The sequence below is a fragment of the Burkholderia sp. BCC0044 genome (assembly GCF_902832955.1).
Lineage (GTDB): Bacteria > Pseudomonadota > Gammaproteobacteria > Burkholderiales > Burkholderiaceae > Burkholderia.
This window is the reverse complement of record NZ_CADFDO010000002.1, coordinates 1,540,138-1,557,346: the sequence shown is the minus strand read 5'-3', so window position 1 is coordinate 1,557,346 and position 17,209 is coordinate 1,540,138. Positions and strand designations below refer to the sequence as shown.

The 17,209-nt window shown below is 67.9% G+C and carries 15 protein-coding genes; 13 read left to right on the top strand and 2 right to left on the bottom strand.

The genetic code is table 11. The features are described 5' to 3' along the window. Window positions 1-100 precede the first annotated feature (100 nt). The 5 genes from HWX14_RS15425 (at window position 101) to HWX14_RS15405 (ending at window position 5,729) form a co-directional block, all read left to right on the top strand. Window positions 101-637, top strand: a complete 537-nt coding sequence (locus HWX14_RS15425) for a cytochrome b (protein ID WP_175883486.1) — start codon at window positions 101-103, stop codon at window positions 635-637. Window positions 638-792: 155 nt separating this feature from the next. Beyond that, complete coding sequence (locus HWX14_RS15420) at window positions 793-1,161, top strand: DUF2946 domain-containing protein (protein WP_175883485.1); 369 nt, start codon at window positions 793-795, stop codon at window positions 1,159-1,161. 83 nt (window positions 1,162-1,244) lie between these two features. Further along, window positions 1,245-3,377: a TonB-dependent copper receptor gene (locus HWX14_RS15415; protein ID WP_175883484.1), complete on the top strand. Its 2,133-nt coding sequence runs from the start codon at window positions 1,245-1,247 to the stop codon at window positions 3,375-3,377. A 219-nt stretch (window positions 3,378-3,596) separates the two neighbouring features. Beyond that, window positions 3,597-4,691: a triacylglycerol lipase gene (locus tag HWX14_RS15410; protein WP_175883483.1), complete on the top strand. Its 1,095-nt coding sequence runs from the start codon at window positions 3,597-3,599 to the stop codon at window positions 4,689-4,691. A gap of 3 nt (window positions 4,692-4,694) precedes the next feature. Further along, complete coding sequence (locus HWX14_RS15405; RefSeq protein WP_175883482.1) at window positions 4,695-5,729, top strand: lipase secretion chaperone; 1,035 nt, start codon at window positions 4,695-4,697, stop codon at window positions 5,727-5,729. Between the two features lie 27 nt (window positions 5,730-5,756). Here the strand turns inward: HWX14_RS15405 and HWX14_RS15400 are convergent, their stop codons facing one another. After that, window positions 5,757-7,280 carry a PLP-dependent aminotransferase family protein gene (locus HWX14_RS15400; RefSeq protein ID WP_175883481.1) on the bottom strand — a complete coding sequence of 508 codons (1,524 nt, stop codon included), beginning with the start codon at window positions 7,278-7,280 and terminating at the stop codon, window positions 5,757-5,759. Between the two features lie 108 nt (window positions 7,281-7,388). Between HWX14_RS15400 and HWX14_RS15395 the strand changes: the two genes are divergently transcribed. The 5 genes from HWX14_RS15395 to HWX14_RS15375 all read left to right on the top strand — a co-directional run bounded on the left by HWX14_RS15395 (window position 7,389) and on the right by HWX14_RS15375 (window position 13,552). Next, window positions 7,389-8,492, top strand: coding sequence for an ABC transporter ATP-binding protein (locus HWX14_RS15395; protein WP_175883480.1), 1,104 nt, complete (start codon window positions 7,389-7,391; stop codon window positions 8,490-8,492). Between the two features lie 76 nt (window positions 8,493-8,568). After that, a complete protein-coding gene (locus HWX14_RS15390) occupies window positions 8,569-9,615 on the top strand; it encodes an ABC transporter substrate-binding protein (protein WP_175883479.1) in 1,047 nt (348 codons plus the stop codon). 111 nt (window positions 9,616-9,726) lie between these two features. After that, a complete protein-coding gene (locus HWX14_RS15385) occupies window positions 9,727-10,992 on the top strand; it encodes an ABC transporter permease (RefSeq protein WP_175883602.1) in 1,266 nt (421 codons plus the stop codon). Window positions 10,993-11,029: 37 nt separating this feature from the next. Next, complete coding sequence (locus HWX14_RS15380) at window positions 11,030-11,866, top strand: ABC transporter permease (protein WP_040141016.1); 837 nt, start codon at window positions 11,030-11,032, stop codon at window positions 11,864-11,866. A 255-nt stretch (window positions 11,867-12,121) separates the two neighbouring features. Continuing rightward, complete coding sequence (locus HWX14_RS15375) at window positions 12,122-13,552, top strand: MFS transporter (protein ID WP_175883478.1); 1,431 nt, start codon at window positions 12,122-12,124, stop codon at window positions 13,550-13,552. 64 nt (window positions 13,553-13,616) lie between these two features. Here the strand turns inward: HWX14_RS15375 and HWX14_RS15370 are convergent, their stop codons facing one another. Continuing rightward, on the bottom strand, window positions 13,617-15,350 hold the full coding sequence (locus tag HWX14_RS15370) for a S53 family peptidase (protein ID WP_175883477.1): 1,734 nt from the start codon (window positions 15,348-15,350) through the stop codon (window positions 13,617-13,619). 647 nt (window positions 15,351-15,997) lie between these two features. Here HWX14_RS15370 and HWX14_RS15365 point away from each other — a divergent pair. Genes HWX14_RS15365 through HWX14_RS15355 form a run of 3 tightly spaced genes read left to right on the top strand, consistent with a single transcriptional unit; the run spans window position 15,998 to window position 17,189 of the window. Next, window positions 15,998-16,321, top strand: coding sequence for a metalloregulator ArsR/SmtB family transcription factor (locus HWX14_RS15365; RefSeq protein WP_175883601.1), 324 nt, complete (start codon window positions 15,998-16,000; stop codon window positions 16,319-16,321). Continuing rightward, window positions 16,321-16,752: an SRPBCC domain-containing protein gene (locus HWX14_RS15360; protein ID WP_175883476.1), complete on the top strand. Its 432-nt coding sequence runs from the start codon at window positions 16,321-16,323 to the stop codon at window positions 16,750-16,752. The genes HWX14_RS15365 and HWX14_RS15360 overlap by 1 nt, the downstream gene beginning before the upstream one ends. Beyond that, window positions 16,749-17,189 carry a DUF1801 domain-containing protein gene (locus HWX14_RS15355; protein ID WP_175883475.1) on the top strand — a complete coding sequence of 147 codons (441 nt, stop codon included), beginning with the start codon at window positions 16,749-16,751 and terminating at the stop codon, window positions 17,187-17,189. Before HWX14_RS15360 ends, HWX14_RS15355 begins: the two co-directional genes overlap by 4 nt. Window positions 17,190-17,209 lie beyond the last annotated feature (20 nt).

The window sequence follows — 17,209 nt, the reverse complement described above, 5'->3', positions numbered from 1 at the left end:
TGCAAAACCCACCGCCCGTGCGGCTACAATCGTCACAGCTTTGCCGGGCACCGGCCGGTTGCCGCTGGCGCCCCTCCCCGAATACAACACGAGACGAAGCATGAGAAACATCCTCGCGAAACAGACGCGCTACAGCTCGCCCGCGATCTTCTTCCACTGGGCCATCTTCCTGCTGGTCGCGCTGGCCTACCTGGCCATCGAGATCCGCGGACCGAAGGGCAGCGACAGCCGGGCGTTCTGGATGAACGTGCATCTGACGGCCGGTACGTTCGTCCTCGTGCTGTCGGTGCTGCGCGTGCTGTGGCGCGTCGTCAGCCGCGTGCCGGAAGCCATTGCCCAGGCGACGCTGCTGCGCTGGCTGTCGAAGCTCGCGCATTTCGCGCTTTACGTGTTCATCATCGCGCAGCCGCTGCTCGGCATCATGATGGTCAACATGGGCGGCAAGCCGGTGTCGCTCGACTGGCTCGGCGTGTCGTTCACGCTGTTCGGCCCCGACAAGGCGCTGCGGCCGACGATCAAGGAGGCGCACGAGCTGATCGGCAACACGTTCTATTTCGTGATCGGCCTGCATGCGCTGGCCGCGCTCTACCATCATTTCATCCGGCGCGATGACGTGCTGCGGCGCATGGCGCCCTGATCGTCGCGCTACCGGCGCGCGCAGCATGCGGGGGCACATGGTTGTGTTGACAACCATGTGCCCCCGGTTCGTTTACCGCCGTCCGCACTGGTCATCGCGTTGAACATTCTGTAACATCTCGGCTGCTTTTACATTCCGCTTACGCGTTGCCGTACATGCTGCACCGACATCGTCAACTGACTGCCTGGCTCGGCCTGCTCGCGATCTGGATCGCGATCGCGGCGCCGCTGGTGTCGCAGTGGCGTATCGCGCAGGCGGCCGCGCCCGAGGCGATCGTCTGCAGTACCGAGCATGGCGCGCATCGTGCGGCCGATGCGCGCGGCACGCACGATCATGCGTTGCATCTCGACGCGTGCGGCTACTGCGGCTTCTTCGCGCATAGCCCGGCCATCGGCGCGCCTGCCGCCGCGTTGCTCGGCTCCATTCCCGTCGTTTCCGTTTCCGCCGTCGCGTCGCCCGCCGTCGCGGCGCGCGGCGACCGCTATCCGCGCGCCTATCCGCGCGCACCGCCCGAGCGCGCCTGACGCGTTTCTTTCCGTTCTTATTACCGCCGATATCCGTGCGGCCCGTCGAGGCCGCGTGGAGGGCGTCACTCGGGCTTTCGATCATGACCAATTTCCAGTTGCGTGCGCCGCGGGCGCCACGCAATGCCTGTGCGCGGCCTTTGCCGCGGATGCTGAAACTTACCGTTCCCGCGCTGGCTGTCGGCGCGCTGGTCGCGAGCGCGGCCGCGGCCGACACCACGCATGCTGCCGGTGCGCCGACGGACGCCGCCGCCACGCTGTTGCCGCCCGTCGAAGTCGTCGCGTCGCCGCTGTCGACGCCGCTCGTCGTCGTCACCGATCCGAAGGCGCCGCGCCAGCCGCTGCCCGCCAGCGACGGCGCCGATTACCTGAAGACGATTCCCGGCTTCACGTCGATCCGCAGCGGCGGCACGAACGGCGACCCCGTGCTGCGCGGGATGTTCGGCTCGCGGCTGAACATCCTCGCGAACGGGATGCCGACGCTCGGCGCGTGCCCGAACCGGATGGATGCGCCGACGTCGTACATCGCGCCGGAAAGCTATGACAAGGTCACCGTCGTGAAGGGGCCGCAGACCGTGCTGTACGGTCCGGGTGCGTCGGCCGGCACCGTGCTGTTCGAGCGCGTGACGCCGCGTTTCGAGCGCCCCGGCATGCGCTTCGACGGCAGCCTCGTCGGCGGGTCGTTCGGCCGCAACGACCAGAACGTCGACCTGACGGCCGGCACGCCGGACGTCTATGGTCGCGTCACCGCGAACCACGCGCATTCGCAGGACTACAGGGACGGCAACGGCAACACCGTGCCGTCGCAGTGGGACAAATGGAACGCCGATGCGGCGCTCGGCTGGACGCCCGACGACCATACGCGCGTCGAGCTGACCGCCGGCACCGGCGATGGCTATGCGCGTTATGCGGGCCGCGGGATGGACGGCGCGCATTTCCGCCGCGAGACGTTCGGCCTGTCGTTCGACAAGCGCCATCTCGGCGACGTGCTCGACCGGATCGAGGCGCGCGTGTACTACAACGAAGCCGATCACGTGATGGACAACTACACGTTGCGGCAGCCCGACCCGACGAGCAGCATGCCGATGCGGATGGCCGCGGACGTGCGGCGCCGCACGGTCGGCGCGCGTGCGGCCGCGACGTTGCGCTTCGGCGACGACGTCAAGCTCGTCACGGGCGTCGATGCGCAATCGAACCGGCTCGATTCGCGTTCGTCGATGGGGCAGCAGAACTACCGCGACCAGCCGTGGGATGCGCAGGCGACCATGTGGAACGCGGGCGTGTTCGGCGAGCTGACGTGGTATGCGAGCGACGTATCGCGCGTGATCGGCGGCGCACGCATCGACTATGCGAGCGCACGCGACAAGCGCGCGATGAAGAGCGGGATGATGACGAGCAAGCCGAACCCGACTTTCGACGACGATCGGACGAAGGTGCTGCCGAGCGGCTTCGTGCGCTATGAGCGCGATCTCGCGTCGCTACCCGTCACGTGGTACGCGGGGATCGGCCACGCGGAGCGTTATCCGGACTACTGGGAACTGTTTTCCGCGACGCGCGGGCCGGCCGGTTCGGTCAATGCGTTTTCGGCGGTGCAGCCGGAGAAGACCACGCAGCTCGATATCGGCGCGCAATACAAGAGCGACCGGTTCGATGCATGGGTGTCGGCGTACGCGGGCTACGTCCAGGACTTCATCCTGTTCAACTATGCGGCCGGCATGATGGGCCCGACCACGCAGGCAACCAACGTCAACGCGCAGATCATGGGCGGCGAAGCCGGCGTGTCGTGGCGGCCGGTCGCGCCGCTGCGCGTCGAGACCTCGCTCGCGTATGCGTGGGGGCGCAACGTGGCGAGCGGCGATCCGCTGCCGCAGATGCCGCCGCTGGAAGCGCGCATCGGGCTCGAATACACGCGCGGCGCATGGTCGGCGGGCGGCCTGTGGCGCATCGTTGCGCCGCAGCATCGCTACGCGCTGAACGAGGGCAACGTGGTCGGCAAGGACTTCGGCCCGAGCGCCGGATTCGGCGTGCTGTCGCTGCATACGCAGTACAACGTCAGCAAGACCGTGCAGATCTCGGTCGGGGTCGACAACGTACTGAACAAGGCCTACACCGAGCATTTGAACCTCGCCGGCAACGCGGGTTTCGGCTATCCGGCGAACGCGCCGGTCATGGAGCCGGGGCGTACCGCATGGGTGCGCGTGAGTGCGAAGCTGTAGCCCGCAACGCGCGTGTGCGTCGCAGCATCCGCATGCCTGAGCGCCGCACCGCCCGAACGGGCGGCGCGCGTCAACCGATTAGAGAACCGTGTCTAGTCGGGGCGCAAACGTTCGAGAGTCGTGCTTCACTCCCGCTTCGACACCCGCCGTGTGCACGATGCGGCGTGCGTGTCGATCCGGTGTCATTCGCGCCGGCTGCACAATAATCGGGAGACATGCATGGCCAGATCGATGCGTTCCAGGGTAATGGCAGGGGCAGTGGCATGCGCGATGAGCGTCGCGCCGTTCGCGGGGACGACCGCGCTGATGACGCTCGCGACGACGCACGCGGCGATGGCGGCCACCGCGCCCGCCGACAACTATGCGGCGACGCGCTATCCGATCATTCTCGTGCACGGGCTGACCGGCACCGACAAGTACGCGGGCGTACTCGAGTACTGGTACGGCATCCAGGAAGACCTGCAGCAGCATGGCGCGACCGTCTACGTCGCGAACCTGTCGGGCTTCCAGAGCGACGACGGCCCGAACGGGCGCGGCGAACAACTGCTCGCCTACGTGAAGACGGTGCTCGCCGCGACCGGCGCGACCAAGGTGAACCTCGTCGGCCACAGCCAGGGCGGGCTGACGTCGCGCTATGTCGCGTCCGTCGCGCCCGATCTCGTCGCGTCGGTGACGACGATCGGCACACCGCATCGCGGCTCCGAATTCGCCGACTTCGTCCAGGGCGTGCTCGCGTACGATCCGACCGGGTTGTCGTCGACGGTGATCGCCGCCTTCGTCAATGTGTTCGGGATCCTGACGAGCAGCAGCCACAACACGAACCAGGACGCCCTCGCCGCACTGAAGACGCTGACGACCGCGCAGGCCGCCACCTACAACCAGAACTATCCGAGCGCGGGCCTCGGCACCCCCGGAAGCTGCCAGACCGGCGCGCCGACGGAAACCGTCGGCGGCAACACGCACCTGCTGTATTCGTGGGCCGGCACGGCGATCCAGCCGACGCTTTCCGTGCTCGGCGTGACGGGCGCGACGGACACGAGCACGATTCCGGTGATCGACCCGGCGAACGCGCTCGACCTGTCGACGCTCGCGCTGTACGGCACGGGCACGGTGATGATCAACCGCGCGTCGGGCCAGAACGACGGGCTCGTGTCGAAGTGCAGCGCGCTGTACGGCAAGGTGCTGAGCACGAGCTACAAGTGGAACCATCTCGACGAGATCAACCAGCTGCTCGGCGTGCGCGGCGCGTATGCGGAAGATCCGGTCGCGGTGATCCGCACGCATGCGAACCGGTTGAAACTCGCGGGCGTGTGATCGATGGCGGCACGGGAAGGGCGCGCGCCGCTGGCGCGGCGCGCTGCGATCTATGGTGTCGTGGGGCTGGCGGCGATTGCCGGCGTCGCGATCTGGAGCGGTGCGGGATCGCATCGCGGCGCGGGCGCCGCGGGGGACGCGCCGGATGCGGCGGCGATGCGCGGCGTGGCGGCCGCCGCACCGCAGCCCGCGGTGCCGGCGAGTGCGGGGCTGCCGACGTCGCTCGCCGGTTCCAGCGCGCCGCGCTTGCCGCTCGATGCCGGCGGCCATCTCGCGAAGTCGCGCGCGGTGCGCGATTTCTTCGACTATTGCCTGACCGCGCAGAGCGACCTGAGCGCGGCCGCGCTCGATGCGTTCGTCGTACGCGAGATCGCCGCGCAGCTCGACGGCACGGTCGCGCAAGCCGAGGCGCTCGACGTGTGGCACCGGTATCGCGCGTATCTCGATGCGCTCGCCAAATTGAGCGACGCCGGCGCGGTCGACAAGTCCGACCTGGGCGCATTGCAGCTCGCGCTCGACCAGCGCGCGTCGATCGCGTACCGCACGCTCGGCGACTGGAGCCGGCCGTTTTTCGGCGCGGAGCAGTGGCGCCAGCGCTATGACCTTGCACGATTGAAGATCACTCACGATCGCTCATTGACCGACGCGCAGAAGGCCGAGCGGCTCGCGGCGCTCGAGCAGCAAATGCCGGCCGACGAACGCGCCGCGCAGCAGCGGATGGACCAACAGCGCGCCGCGATCGACCAGATCGCGCAATTGCAGAAGAGCGGCGCGACGCCCGACGCGATGCGCGCGCAACTGACGCAGACGCTCGGCCCCGAGGCCGCCGCGCGCGTCGCGCAGATGCAGCAGGACGATGCATCGTGGCAGAGCCGTTACGCGGATTATGCGGCGCAGCGTGCGCAGATCGAATCGGCCGGCCTGTCGCCACAGGATCGCGACGCACAGATCGCCGCATTGCGGCAGCGTGTGTTCACGAAGCCCGGCGAAGCCGTGCGCGCGGCATCGCTCGATCGCGGCGCGGGCAGCGCGCATTGACCCGGGCGACGCCGCGCGTGGCGGGCCTCACGCCGCGCGCGTGATGTTCCGCGGCAGATGTTGCTCGATGGTGTCGGCGAGCGTGTCGAACGCGGGCCGGATGCCTTCGTGCGCGACGCAGGCATAGCCGAGCAGCAAACCCTGCCGCGCGGTGTCGAGGTTGCTGTAGTAGCTGGTGAGCGGGCGCACGATCACGCCCGCGTCGAATGCGCTCTGCGTGACCGCGCGATCGTCGCACGCGTCGGGCAGGCCGAGCACCAGATGCAGGCCGGCCTCGTCGCCCATCACCGGCAGCGCGTCGCCGAAGCGCGCGCGGATCGCGTCGATCATCAATTGCCGGCGCTCGCCGTACAGCGTGCGCATTCGTCTGACGTGCGAAGTGAGGTGGCCGTCCATGATGAATTCGGCGAGCACGGCCTGCTGCATCAGCTGGCCTTCCCGATACAGCTCCGACAGCCCGGTGCGGAAGGTGTCGACCAGATGCTCGGGCACGACCATGTAGCCCATCCGCAGTCCTGGAAACAGCATCTTGCCGAGACTGCCGACGTAGATCACGCGGCCGCCGTCGTCGAGCCCCTGCAGCGACGCGAGCGGGCGGCTGCCGTAGCGGAATTCGCTGTCGTAGTCGTCCTCGATGATCCAGCAGCGGTGCTGGCGCGCATATTCGAGCAGCATGCGGCGCCGCGCGAGGCTCATCACCATCCCGAGCGGGTACTGGTGCGACGGCGTGACGAGCACGAGCCGCGGCGGATGCTGCATGTCGCTCGCGCGCGGATCGAGCCCTTCCTGGTCGACCGGCACCGGCGCGAGCGTGAGGCCGGCCGCCTGCAGCACGCTGCGCACGCCCCAGTAGCACGGTTCCTCGACCCACGCGCGATCGCCGATGTCGGACAGCAGCCGCACCGCGAGATCGATCGACTGATGGATACCGGTCGTGATGATCACCTGGTCCGGCGAGCATTTGACCGAACGCGCGACGCGCAGGTAATCGGCGAGCGCGCGCCGCAGCGGCCGGTAGCCGCCGCCCGGCGCATAGGTCAGCAGCTCCGGATTGGCCTCCTTCCACAGCCGCGCCTGCAGGCGGCTCCACGTGCGGCTCGGGAATTCCGACACGTCCGGCACGCCCGGCATGAACGCCCCCCACTGGCGCCGCGACACGCCCGCGTGCTCGATCAGTTGCCGCCCGCGCATCGACAGGCTGGCCTGCGCGTCGGGCGGCGGCAGTTCGTCGGCGGCCGACGGCGGCGGCGCGGCGCCCGGCACGCGGATCGCGGCGGCGTCCGGCCGCGTGTCGGCCACGTAGGTGCCGCTGCCGGTCGTCGTCAGCACGTAGCCTTCGGCCGTCAGCTGGTCGTACACGTGCAGCACGGTATTGCGCGCGATCGACAGGTCGCCGGCGAGCGTGCGCGAACTCGGCAGCTTTGCGCCCGGCCCCAATTCCCCGGTCAGGATGGCCTGCTGCATCAGTTGCAGCAGTTGCCGGTACATCGGTTCGGGCGAGCTGCGGTCCAGACGGGCGGACAGCCAGTCGGCGAGGATCACGGTATCCAAAGTGGTCCTACTAGGAATATTGAAATGGTTCCCTAGTATAGAACCGTGCGGGCCGTATAGTGGGTCCATCTCAAAAACGTTTTGCTGCGCAGCAAGGGGACAGCCACGATGAAGTCCGATGATGTGATCGTCAGCTTTCGCGGCGTGCGGAAGACCTACGACGGCGAGACGCTCGTCGTCAAATCGCTCGACCTCGACATCCACCGCGGGGAATTCCTGACGCTGCTCGGGCCGTCCGGCTCGGGGAAGACGACCTGCCTGATGATGCTGGCCGGCTTCGAATTCCCGACCGGCGGCGAGATCCGCCTCGACGGCGAACTGCTGAACAGCGTGCCGCCGCACAAGCGCAACATCGGCATGGTGTTCCAGAATTACGCGCTGTTTCCGCACCTGACGGTCGAGCAGAACGTCGGGTATCCGCTGACGGTGCGCAAGCTGCCGGCCGCCGAGCGCGCGGAGCGCGTCGCGCACGCGCTGAAGATGGTGCAGATGGAGCGCTTCGCGAAACGCTATCCGGCGCAACTGTCGGGCGGCCAGCAGCAGCGCATCGCGCTGGCCCGTGCGCTCGTGTTCGAGCCGAAGCTGGTGCTGATGGACGAGCCGCTCGGCGCGCTCGACAAGCAGTTGCGCGAACACATGCAGTACGAACTGAAGGCGCTGCACGAAAAGCTCGGGGTGACTTTCGTGTACGTGACGCACGACCAGGGCGAGGCGCTGACGATGTCCGATCGCGTCGCCGTCTTCGACAAGGGCATCGTGCAGCAGCTCGACACCGTCGACCGCCTGTACGAATCGCCGTGCAACGAATTCGTCGCGAACTTCATCGGCGACAGCAACCGGCTGCGCGGCACCATCGCGCGCGTCGACGGCGAATTCTGCGAATTCCGGCTCGACGACGGCACGAAGCTCGTCGGCCGCCATATCGGCGAAGCCGCCGAGGGCGCATCGGCCGTCGCGTGCATCCGCCCCGAGCGCATGAGCCTGGCCGCGCACGGCGCGAATGGCGCGAACGGCGCCGCCGCCAATTGCGTGAGCGGCGAGGCGCGCAGCCTGATCTATTTCGGCGATCACGTGCGCATGCGCTGCGCCGTGCCGGGCCAGGACGAATGTTTCGTGAAGGTGCCGCTCGGCACCGGCGCGCTCGACGCGTTCTCGCCCGGCGCACCCGTTTCGCTTGCGTTCTCGCCCGAACACCTGCGCGTGTTCGCGTGAGCATGGTTCACCCGGTTTTCCGCAGCACGTCGTCAACAACAAAGCCCACTTCCACCACGAGAGGAGAGGAACCATCATGAAACGAGCAAGCTTTACCGCGCGCCGCACGGCGCTCGCGCTGGCACTGGTCGCGTTCGGCGCATCGGCCGCCGCTGCCGAACTCACGGTCGTCAACTTCGGCGGCGCGAACGGCGACGCGCAGAAGGCCGCGTTCAACCAGCCGTTCGAGAAGGCGACCGGCAACAAGGTCACGGCCGTCGAATACAACGGCGAGCAGGCGAAGGTGAAGGCGATGGTCGAGGCGAAGCACGTCAACTGGGACGTGGTCGAAGTCGAATCGGGCGACCTGAACCGCGGCTGCGACGAAGGGCTGTACGAGAAGCTCGACTGGTCGAAGATCGCGAAGAAATCCGACCTGATTCCGGAATCGCCGCAGGTGTGCGGCGTCGGCTTCTTCGTGTGGTCGACCGCGCTGTCGTACAACGCGGACAAGCTGAAATCGGCGCCGACCGGCTGGGCCGATTTCTGGAACGTGAAGAAATTCCCCGGCAAGCGCGGGATGCGCAAGGGTGCACGCTACAACCTCGAATTCGCGCTGATGGCCGACGGCGTCGCGACGAAGGACGTTTACAAGGTGCTCGGCACGAAGGCCGGCCAGGATCGCGCGTTCAAGAAGCTTGACGAACTGAAGCCGTACATCCAGTGGTGGGAAGCGGGCGCGCAGCCGCCGCAGTTCCTCGTCGCCGGCGACGTCGTGATGTCGACCGCGTACAACGGCCGCATCGACGCCGCGCAGAAGGAAGGCAAGAACCTGAAGGTCGTGTGGAACGGCAGCATCTACGACCTCGACTACTGGGCGATTCCGAAGGGCTCGCCGAACAAGGCGCTGGCCGAGCAGTACATCGCGTATTCGCTGACGCCGAAGCCGCAGCAGGCCTATGCGCAGCACATCGCGTACGGCCCGGCGAACGTCGCCGCGATCAAGTCGCTCGACGCGAAGACGCTCGCGAACCTGCCGAACTCGCCGGCCAACGGCAAGAACGCGGTACTGGAGGACATCGGCTTCTGGACCGACCACAGCGACGAGCTCGAACAGCGCTTCGCCGCGTGGGCAACGAAGTAAGCGGTCAGGCATCCTCACGGGTGTCGTGATGCAACCGGCCGCGCGACGCGTCGATCGCGTCGCGCGGCATTCCGCCGGAACGTGCCCGGCCGGAGAGAACCTTTGAATACGATGACGATCGCGCCTTCCTCGCCGTCGACTGCCGCGCTCAAGCGCGAGCTGAAGGCCGCCGAGGCCCGCAAGCGCACGATGGCGCTGCTGCTGGTCGCGCCGCTCGCGATTTTCCTGCTGCTGATTTTCGTCGTGCCGATCGGCACGCTGCTCACGCGCGCGGTGCAGAACCCGGAGATCGCGACCGCGTTGCCGAACACGGTCGCCGCGCTGTCGGGCTGGGACCGCAAGACGCCGCCGGCGGATGCCGCGTATGTCGCGCTCGCGGCCGACATGACGAAGGTGGCCGACAGCGAGGCGATGGGCGCGCTCGCGCGGCGCCTGAACACCGAGATTCCCGGCTATCGCTCGCTCGTCGCGAAGACGGCGCGCGCGATGCCGCTGAAGGGCGACGGTAACGCGGGCGACGCGGCGCTGACGCCCGCGCAGACCCGCGCGAAATTGATCGATCTCGATGCGCGCTGGGGCGACGTCGCGTACTGGCAGGCGATCGCGAAGAACGGCAGCCAGGTGTCGCCGTTCTACCTGCTCGCCGCGCTCGATCACAAGCAGGACGGCTTCGGCCACATCGTGCAGGCCGATCCCGACCAGTCGATCTACCTCGCGATCTTCGGCCGCACGTTCGTGATCGGCATCGCGGTCACGCTGTTCGCGCTGCTGCTCGGCTATCCGCTCGCATACTGGATCTCGACGCTGTCGGAACGGCGCGCGAACCTGGTGATGATCCTTGTGCTGATTCCGTTCTGGACCTCGGTGCTCGTGCGCGTCGCCGCGTGGATCGTGCTGCTGCAGAGTGAAGGGCTCATCAACACGGCGCTGATCGGCAGCGGGCTGATCTCCCATCCGCTGACGCTGCTGTTCAACCGCGTCGGCGTGTACATCTCGATGACGCACATCCTGCTGCCGTTCATGATCCTGCCGCTCTACAGCGTGATGAAGTCGATCCCGCCGACCTACCAGCGCGCGGCCGTGTCGCTCGGCAGTCATCCGTTCGCCGCGTTCTGGCGCGTGTACGTGCCGCAGACCTATCCGGGCGTCGGCGCGGGCGCGCTGCTCGTGTTCATCCTCGCGATCGGCTACTACATCACGCCCGCGCTGCTCGGCGGGCCGAACGACCAGATGGTCAGCTACTACGTCGCGTACTTCACGAACGTGACGATCAACTGGGGCATGGCGTGTGCGCTCGGCGGGCTGCTGCTCGCGGCGACGCTCGTGCTGTACGCGGTATACGGGCGCTTCACGCGCACCAACGTGAGCCTCGGCTGAGCGCCGGGCACAGGGAAACGGGAAGGGGATGCCGACCATGAAACTCGCCAGGCCGCTGTTCGCGCCGCACATGTCGTTCGTCGAGCGCGCGTGGTACGTCGCGTTGCGCGTGCTCGTCGTGCTGACGCTGCTGTACCTGATCCTGCCGGTGCTCGCGATCGTGCCGCTGTCGTTCTCGTCGAGCACGTTCCTCGTCTATCCGATTCCGGGTTTCTCGACGCGCTGGTACGAGAACCTGATCGCGTCCGACGAGTGGCGGATGGCCGCGAAGAACAGCTTCATCGTCGCGCCGTCGGCGACCGTCGTCGCGACCGTGCTCGGCACGCTCGCGGCCATCGGCCTGACGAAGGCCGACTTCCGCGGCAAGGGGCTGCTGATGGCCGTGCTGCTGTCGCCGATGATCGTGCCCGTCGTCGTGGTCGGCGTCGGCATGTACCTGTTCTTCGCGCCGCTCGGGCTCGCGAATACCTACACGGGGCTGATCGCCGCGCATGCGGCGCTCGGCGTGCCGTTCGTCGTGACGACGGTGGCCGCGACGCTGCAGGGCTTCAACCAGAACCTGGTGCGCGCGAGCCTGTCGCTCGGCGCGAACCCGGTCACGACGTTTTTCCGCGTGACGCTGCCGGTGATCGCGCCGGGCGTGATGTCGGGCGCGCTGTTCGCGTTCGCGACGTCGTTCGACGAAGTGGTCGTCACGCTGTTTCTCGCGGGCGCCGATCAGACGACGCTGCCGCGCCAGATGTTCACCGGAATTCGCGAGAACATCAGCCCGACGATCGCTGCGCTCGCAACGATCCTGATCATTTTCTCGACGAGCCTGCTGCTCGCGCTCGAATGGCTGCGCGGCCGCAATGCGCGGCGTGCGGTGTCGTAAATAGCGGCGCCCGGCCGCGCGCCGTCCGGCAGGCCGCGAGGCCGCCGATCGTTGCGTCTTCATCGGTGCCGCGCATCCGACGCGGCATGCCGAAGCTTTCGTTTCGCTGACTGGCGACGCGCCCGCCTGCACGTTCGGTGCGGCTCTGCAACAATACGGCTCGCGGTGCCGCGCATTCCCGTGCTGCTGCACGGAGATCCGGCGCCGCGCTGCTCAATCCGCGACGCCGCGCGTCGCTCGTCAGCCGAGCCCATCTTGTCTGAATTCGCTTCCTCCGCCGGCGCGCACGAGCCGGCTGTCAACTGGCGCGCGATGTCCGCCGTGCTGCTGGCCGTCGCGCTCGCGACGCTCGACACCGCGATCGCGAACACCGCGCTGCCCGCCATCGCCGCCGACCTGCATGCGTCGCCGGCCGCGTCCGTGTGGATCATCAACGCCTACCAGCTCGCGATGGTCGCGACGCTGCTGCCGTTCGCGTCGCTCGGCGACATCGTCGGCCACAAGCGCGTATACGTCGCCGGGCTGGCGGTGTTCACGCTGGCGTCGCTCGGCTGTTCGCTCGCGTCGACGCTGCCGATGCTGACGGCCGCGCGCATCGTGCAGGGCTTCGGCGCGAGCGCGATCATGAGCGTCAACGTCGCGCTGATCCGCGGCCTGTTCCCGGCGCACCGGCTCGGGCGCGGCGTCGGCTTCAACGCGCTCGTCGTCGGCGTGTCGTTCGCGGTGGGGCCGACGATCGCGTCGCTGATCCTGTCGGTGGCCGCGTGGCCGTGGCTGTTCGCGGTGAACGTGCCGCTCGGCGTGTTCGCGCTCGCGGTGGCGATCCCGTCGCTGCCGCGGACGGCGCGCGGCAAGCACGTGTTCGATCCGGTTGCCGCGCTGTTCAACGTGATCACGTTCGCGTCGCTGATCTTCGCGCTCGGCGAATTCGCGCAGCGCGGGCCGCTCTCGGTCGTGTTGGCGGCGGCCGCGGTGGCGTTCGCGTTCGGCTGGCTGCTGATCCGCCGCCAGGCCGGGCACCCCGCGCCGATGCTGCCGGTCGACCTGTTTCGCCGGCCCGTGTTCACGCTGTCGGCGCTGACCGCCGTATGCGCGTTCGCCGCGCAGGGGCTCGCGTTCGTGTCGCTGCCGTTCTATTTCGAAACCGTCCTGCATCGCAACGCGGTCGAGACGGGCTTCCTGATGACGCCGTGGTCGGCGATCGTCGCGCTCGCCGCGCCGATCGCGGGGCGGCTGTCGGATCGATATCCGCCCGGGCTGCTCGGCGCGATCGGGCTTGCATTGCTGAGTGCGGGGATGGTGTCGCTCGCCGCGCTGCCGGTGTCGCCGGGCGCCGTCGACATCGGCTGGCGGATGATGCTGTGCGGCGCGGGCTTCGGCTTCTTCCAGTCGCCGAACCTGAAGGCGCTGATGTCGAGCGCGCCGCCCGAACGCAGCGGCGGCGCGAGCGGGATCATCGCGACCGCGCGGCTGATCGGTCAGGCGACCGGCGCGGCGCTGGTGGCGCTGTCGTTCGGGATCGCGGGCCGTCACGGGCCGACGCTTGCGTTGATGCTCGGTGCGGGTTTCGCGGGCGCGGCGAGCGTTGCGAGCGGGCTGCGGCTGTTCGCGCCGTCGCATCGGGCCGGCGCGCCGGTCGTTTCGGAGCCCGTTAAGGAGTCCGTGAAGGCGCCGGCGACGGAGTAGCGCGCGGGACGGTCACAACCGGCGCGCGGCAAGCCATCGCCGCGCGCCGGTCTTCATGCATCGCTCAGAACCCGCCCGACTTGATCAGCTGGTTGAGGTTCGCGATGTTCAGGCTGCCGAAGCCGGTCGTCAGATCCCAACCGGTGCCGGCCTTGTAGCCATACCCCTGATAGCCGTTGTTGCCCGACACGACGTCATAGCGCACGAGCGACGGATGCGACGGAATGTCCGCATAGAAGTTGCCGGCCGGGAAGCCGAGGCCCGTGCCGTTCGCCGCGAGCAGGCGTGCCCAGAAGCCCGTGAAGATCGGTGCGGCGAGGCTCGTGCCGCCGATCTGCTGCAACTGGCCGTAGTTGTAGATGTACGCGCCCGTGCTTTGCGCGGCATCGAACGCGACGTCCGGCAACCGGCGATTGCTGCCCGACTGCCACGACGGCGCGGGCAGGATCGTGCTGACGCCGCCGCCGGTCGCCCACAGCTTGCCGTTCGAATCGAGCCCTTCGTTCCACACCGTCTCGTTCGAGAACGCGCCGGACGACGTCGTGTAGAGCGTCGTGCCGCCGATCGCGAGCACGTGCGGCGACGAAGCCGGCCACGACACCGTGTAGTTCGAGCCGTCCGGATAGCCGCGGTTGTTGCACTCGTACACGCCTTCGTCGCCCGACGATACCGAGAACGTCTGGCCTTGCGCGGCTGCCGTCGTGAAGATCTGCTCCTCGGCGTCGAGCGTGCCGTCCGCGTCCGCATCGGTTTCGCACCAGCCGAGCGACACGTTGATCACCTTCGCGGTGTTGTCCGAGACCGCGCGGTTGAATGCCTGCGTGAGGCCCGTGTTGCCGGCGGCGTTCAGGTCCGCCATGTAGAACACGAGCTTGCCGACCTGGCCGCCGGCCGAGCCGACGATCGACTGGCTGTCGAGATCCCATTCGCCCTGGCCGTCCTGGTCATCGCTGTAGCTGCCGCCGGTGCCGTTGGTCTTGACGGTCTGCGTCGAGACCGTGCCGTAGCCGTTGCTCGACGTGAACTGCTTCAGGTCCTGCAGCGTCTGCGACACGCCGCCGATCGTGATGATGCCGACGGTCACGCCGGCTGCGGTCGGCACGCCGGTCGCGTTGTAGAGGCCCGGGAATTCCTTCGGATAGTGGCCCGTCGCCGTGCCGGCCGCGAGCGCCTGCGGCTTCGCCACGTTGCCGATGCGCAGCATCGGCCGTGCGTGCGCGACACTTTGCAGCCCGAGCACCGAGCCGACGACGTCGCCGAGCGCACGCGGCACCTGCGCGGTCGACGTGTTGGCGAAGCCCGAGCGGCCCGCGTACTCGAAGTGCACGAGCGACGTGTTGAACGCGGCCTTCACCGTGCCGGCCGTGCCGCTGGCGGAGACCAGCAGCCGGTTCGGCGCGACTTCGACATTCGTGAAGCCGCTCTTGTGCAGATAGTCGACGACCGACTGCACCTGCGCATCGGTCGGCGCGTAGTTCGCGAGGAACTGCTCGTGCGTCAGGTACTGGCGGTAATGCGCGCTGCCGGGCCGGTTCACGTCGCGCGCCAGTTGCTTGAGCTGCGCGGCGTTGCGCAGCTTCAGGCTGACGACGACGTGGGTCGTTTCGCCGGCCGCCAGTTCGAGCGACGGCGCCGCACTGCGCGCCATCAACTGCGGGCCGGTCAGAAAGGCCTTCGTATGAGTATCGACCCAATCCGTCGCCGCGTGCGCCGTTGCGGCGGCGAACACGAGCGGTGCCACGCACGCCAGGCGGCGGGGCGACGGAAGGGGAAGGGCAAACCAGGCGTTCCTATTCATCGGGAGTCCTTTTTTAGGAGAGGCGACGTTACTGGAACCCCCGGCCCTTGTGGGGCCGCGAGCGGTGACGAGCGTAGGGCGTCGGTGCGGTTCGGGTAGCTGCCATTTTCCATAGCTGTCAGTTCTGACAACGGGGCGCATGAGTGTGCGCGCGGCGTCGTACGCGCTGGCGATGGCGAGGCCGGTGGGCGGAACCGGTTCGCCGCACGACGGATTGTCGGCGCGCGACGTTCGCACGCACCTGTCGTTCGTTGCAGCATCGGAATGTGCGCGGGCGTGGAAGGGAGCGCCGCGTGGATGCATGACGTTTGCGTGTCAATGGCCGTGCGCCGTATCGCACTATGTGGTCATTGGAAGCGACTCGTCAGGAACGGCTTCGTGCAGGCACAAGAACGGGGCAGGCCGACCCCGGACGTTTCCCGAACTGTGGAACAGCGTATCGGCCAGTCTTGCAGGCCGCTTTCGGATCGCGCGCCGCCATCGCGGATTAGAGGGAAAGCTCGAATTCGGCGTCGGCGTGCGGTGGTGCGACGCACGCACCCGTCGCGCACGATCGAGCGTCGTCGTTCGCGAAATCCCGCCTTGACGCGCGCCGATCAGTGGATATCCTTCAATCCATAACCATCGGGTTATGGATTTTGGACGATATGGAAAACGCTCAGGACACGCTTTTCAGGACGCTTGCCGATCCCACGCGCCGCGCGCTTTTCGAGCGGCTCTGCGCGGAGGGTGAGCTGACGGTTGCCGCGCTGACCGCCGAGGCGGGCGTGTCGCAGCCGGCCGTGTCGAAGCATCTCGGCGTACTGAAGCAGGCCGGGCTCGTGAACGACCGTCACGAAGGCCGGCAGACGCACTACAGCGCGCAGCCGCAGGCGCTGGCCCCGTTGATCGACTGGACGAGCCAGATGGCAGGCTTCTGGCAGCGCCGGTTCGATGCCCTCGAAGATCTGCTCAAAAGGATGGATCAGTAATGAACCAAGCCACTACCGAAACGCGCTCCGTCGTCGTCGACCGGGAGCTGCCGCATCCGCCGGAGAAGATCTGGCGCGCGCTCACGCAACCGCACCTGATCGAGGCGTGGCTGATGAAGAGCGACTTCGAGCCCGTCGCGGGCCGTGCGTTCAGTTTCCGCGCGGACTGGGGCTCGGTCGACTGCACGGTCCTCACGATCGAGCCGCACCGCGCGCTGTCCTATACGTGGGCGGCCCACGGCCTCGAAAGCGTCGTCACGTGGACGCTCACGCCGACGCCGGCCGGCACGCACCTGCGCATGGAGCAGGTCGGCTTTCGCGCGGATCAGGAGCAGGCGTACCGCGGTGCGCAGCACGGCTGGGTGCGGTTCTTCGAGTCGCTCGAACAGGTGCTGTCGCGCCCCGACGCACAAACGGAGGCCCGCGCATGAGTGCAACGGAGTTGCAACCGTCCGAGCGCATCGACGCGCTGATCGCCGGCATCGTCGACTGGCGCGGCAAGACGTTCGCCGAACTCCGCCAGACGATTCTTGCGGCGGCCGATGGCATCGTCGAGGAATGGAAATGGATGGGCAGCCCCGTGTGGTCGTGCGACGGGATGATCGCGGTCGCGAATGCGCACAAGGGCAAGGTGAAGCTGACCTTCATGCACGGCGCGAAACTGCCCGATCCCGACCAGCTGTTCAACGACGGCCTCGAAGGCAATGCGCGGCGCGCGATCGATTTCTTCGAAGGCGACAAGATCGACAAGCGGGCGTTGAAGCACCTCGTGCGTGCGGCGATCGAATACAACCGAACGCATCTGAAGAAGAACGCGCGATCGGGTTCCTCCGCGGGCGCGAAGGTACGAAGCAGCAAGGCGGCGTGACGCGCGGGCCGGATGCCGGC

Bases quoted from the DNA above. Each gene is read 5' to 3' on its own strand.
- HWX14_RS15425 (WP_175883486.1), top strand. From the start codon at position 101: ATGAGAAACATCCTCGCGAAACAGACGCGCTACAGCTCGCCCGCGATC.
- HWX14_RS15420 (WP_175883485.1), top strand. From the start codon at position 793: ATGCTGCACCGACATCGTCAACTGACTGCCTGGCTCGGCCTGCTCGCG.
- HWX14_RS15415 (WP_175883484.1), top strand. From the start codon at position 1,245: ATGACCAATTTCCAGTTGCGTGCGCCGCGGGCGCCACGCAATGCCTGT.
- HWX14_RS15410 (WP_175883483.1), top strand. From the start codon at position 3,597: ATGGCCAGATCGATGCGTTCCAGGGTAATGGCAGGGGCAGTGGCATGC.
- HWX14_RS15405 (WP_175883482.1), top strand. From the start codon at position 4,695: ATGGCGGCACGGGAAGGGCGCGCGCCGCTGGCGCGGCGCGCTGCGATC.
- HWX14_RS15395 (WP_175883480.1), top strand. From the start codon at position 7,389: ATGAAGTCCGATGATGTGATCGTCAGCTTTCGCGGCGTGCGGAAGACC.
- HWX14_RS15390 (WP_175883479.1), top strand. From the start codon at position 8,569: ATGAAACGAGCAAGCTTTACCGCGCGCCGCACGGCGCTCGCGCTGGCA.
- HWX14_RS15385 (WP_175883602.1), top strand. From the start codon at position 9,727: ATGACGATCGCGCCTTCCTCGCCGTCGACTGCCGCGCTCAAGCGCGAG.
- HWX14_RS15380 (WP_040141016.1), top strand. From the start codon at position 11,030: ATGAAACTCGCCAGGCCGCTGTTCGCGCCGCACATGTCGTTCGTCGAG.
- HWX14_RS15370 (WP_175883477.1), bottom strand. From the start codon at position 15,350: ATGAATAGGAACGCCTGGTTTGCCCTTCCCCTTCCGTCGCCCCGCCGC.
- HWX14_RS15365 (WP_175883601.1), top strand. From the start codon at position 15,998: ATGGAAAACGCTCAGGACACGCTTTTCAGGACGCTTGCCGATCCCACG.
- HWX14_RS15360 (WP_175883476.1), top strand. From the start codon at position 16,321: ATGAACCAAGCCACTACCGAAACGCGCTCCGTCGTCGTCGACCGGGAG.
- HWX14_RS15355 (WP_175883475.1), top strand. From the start codon at position 16,749: ATGAGTGCAACGGAGTTGCAACCGTCCGAGCGCATCGACGCGCTGATC.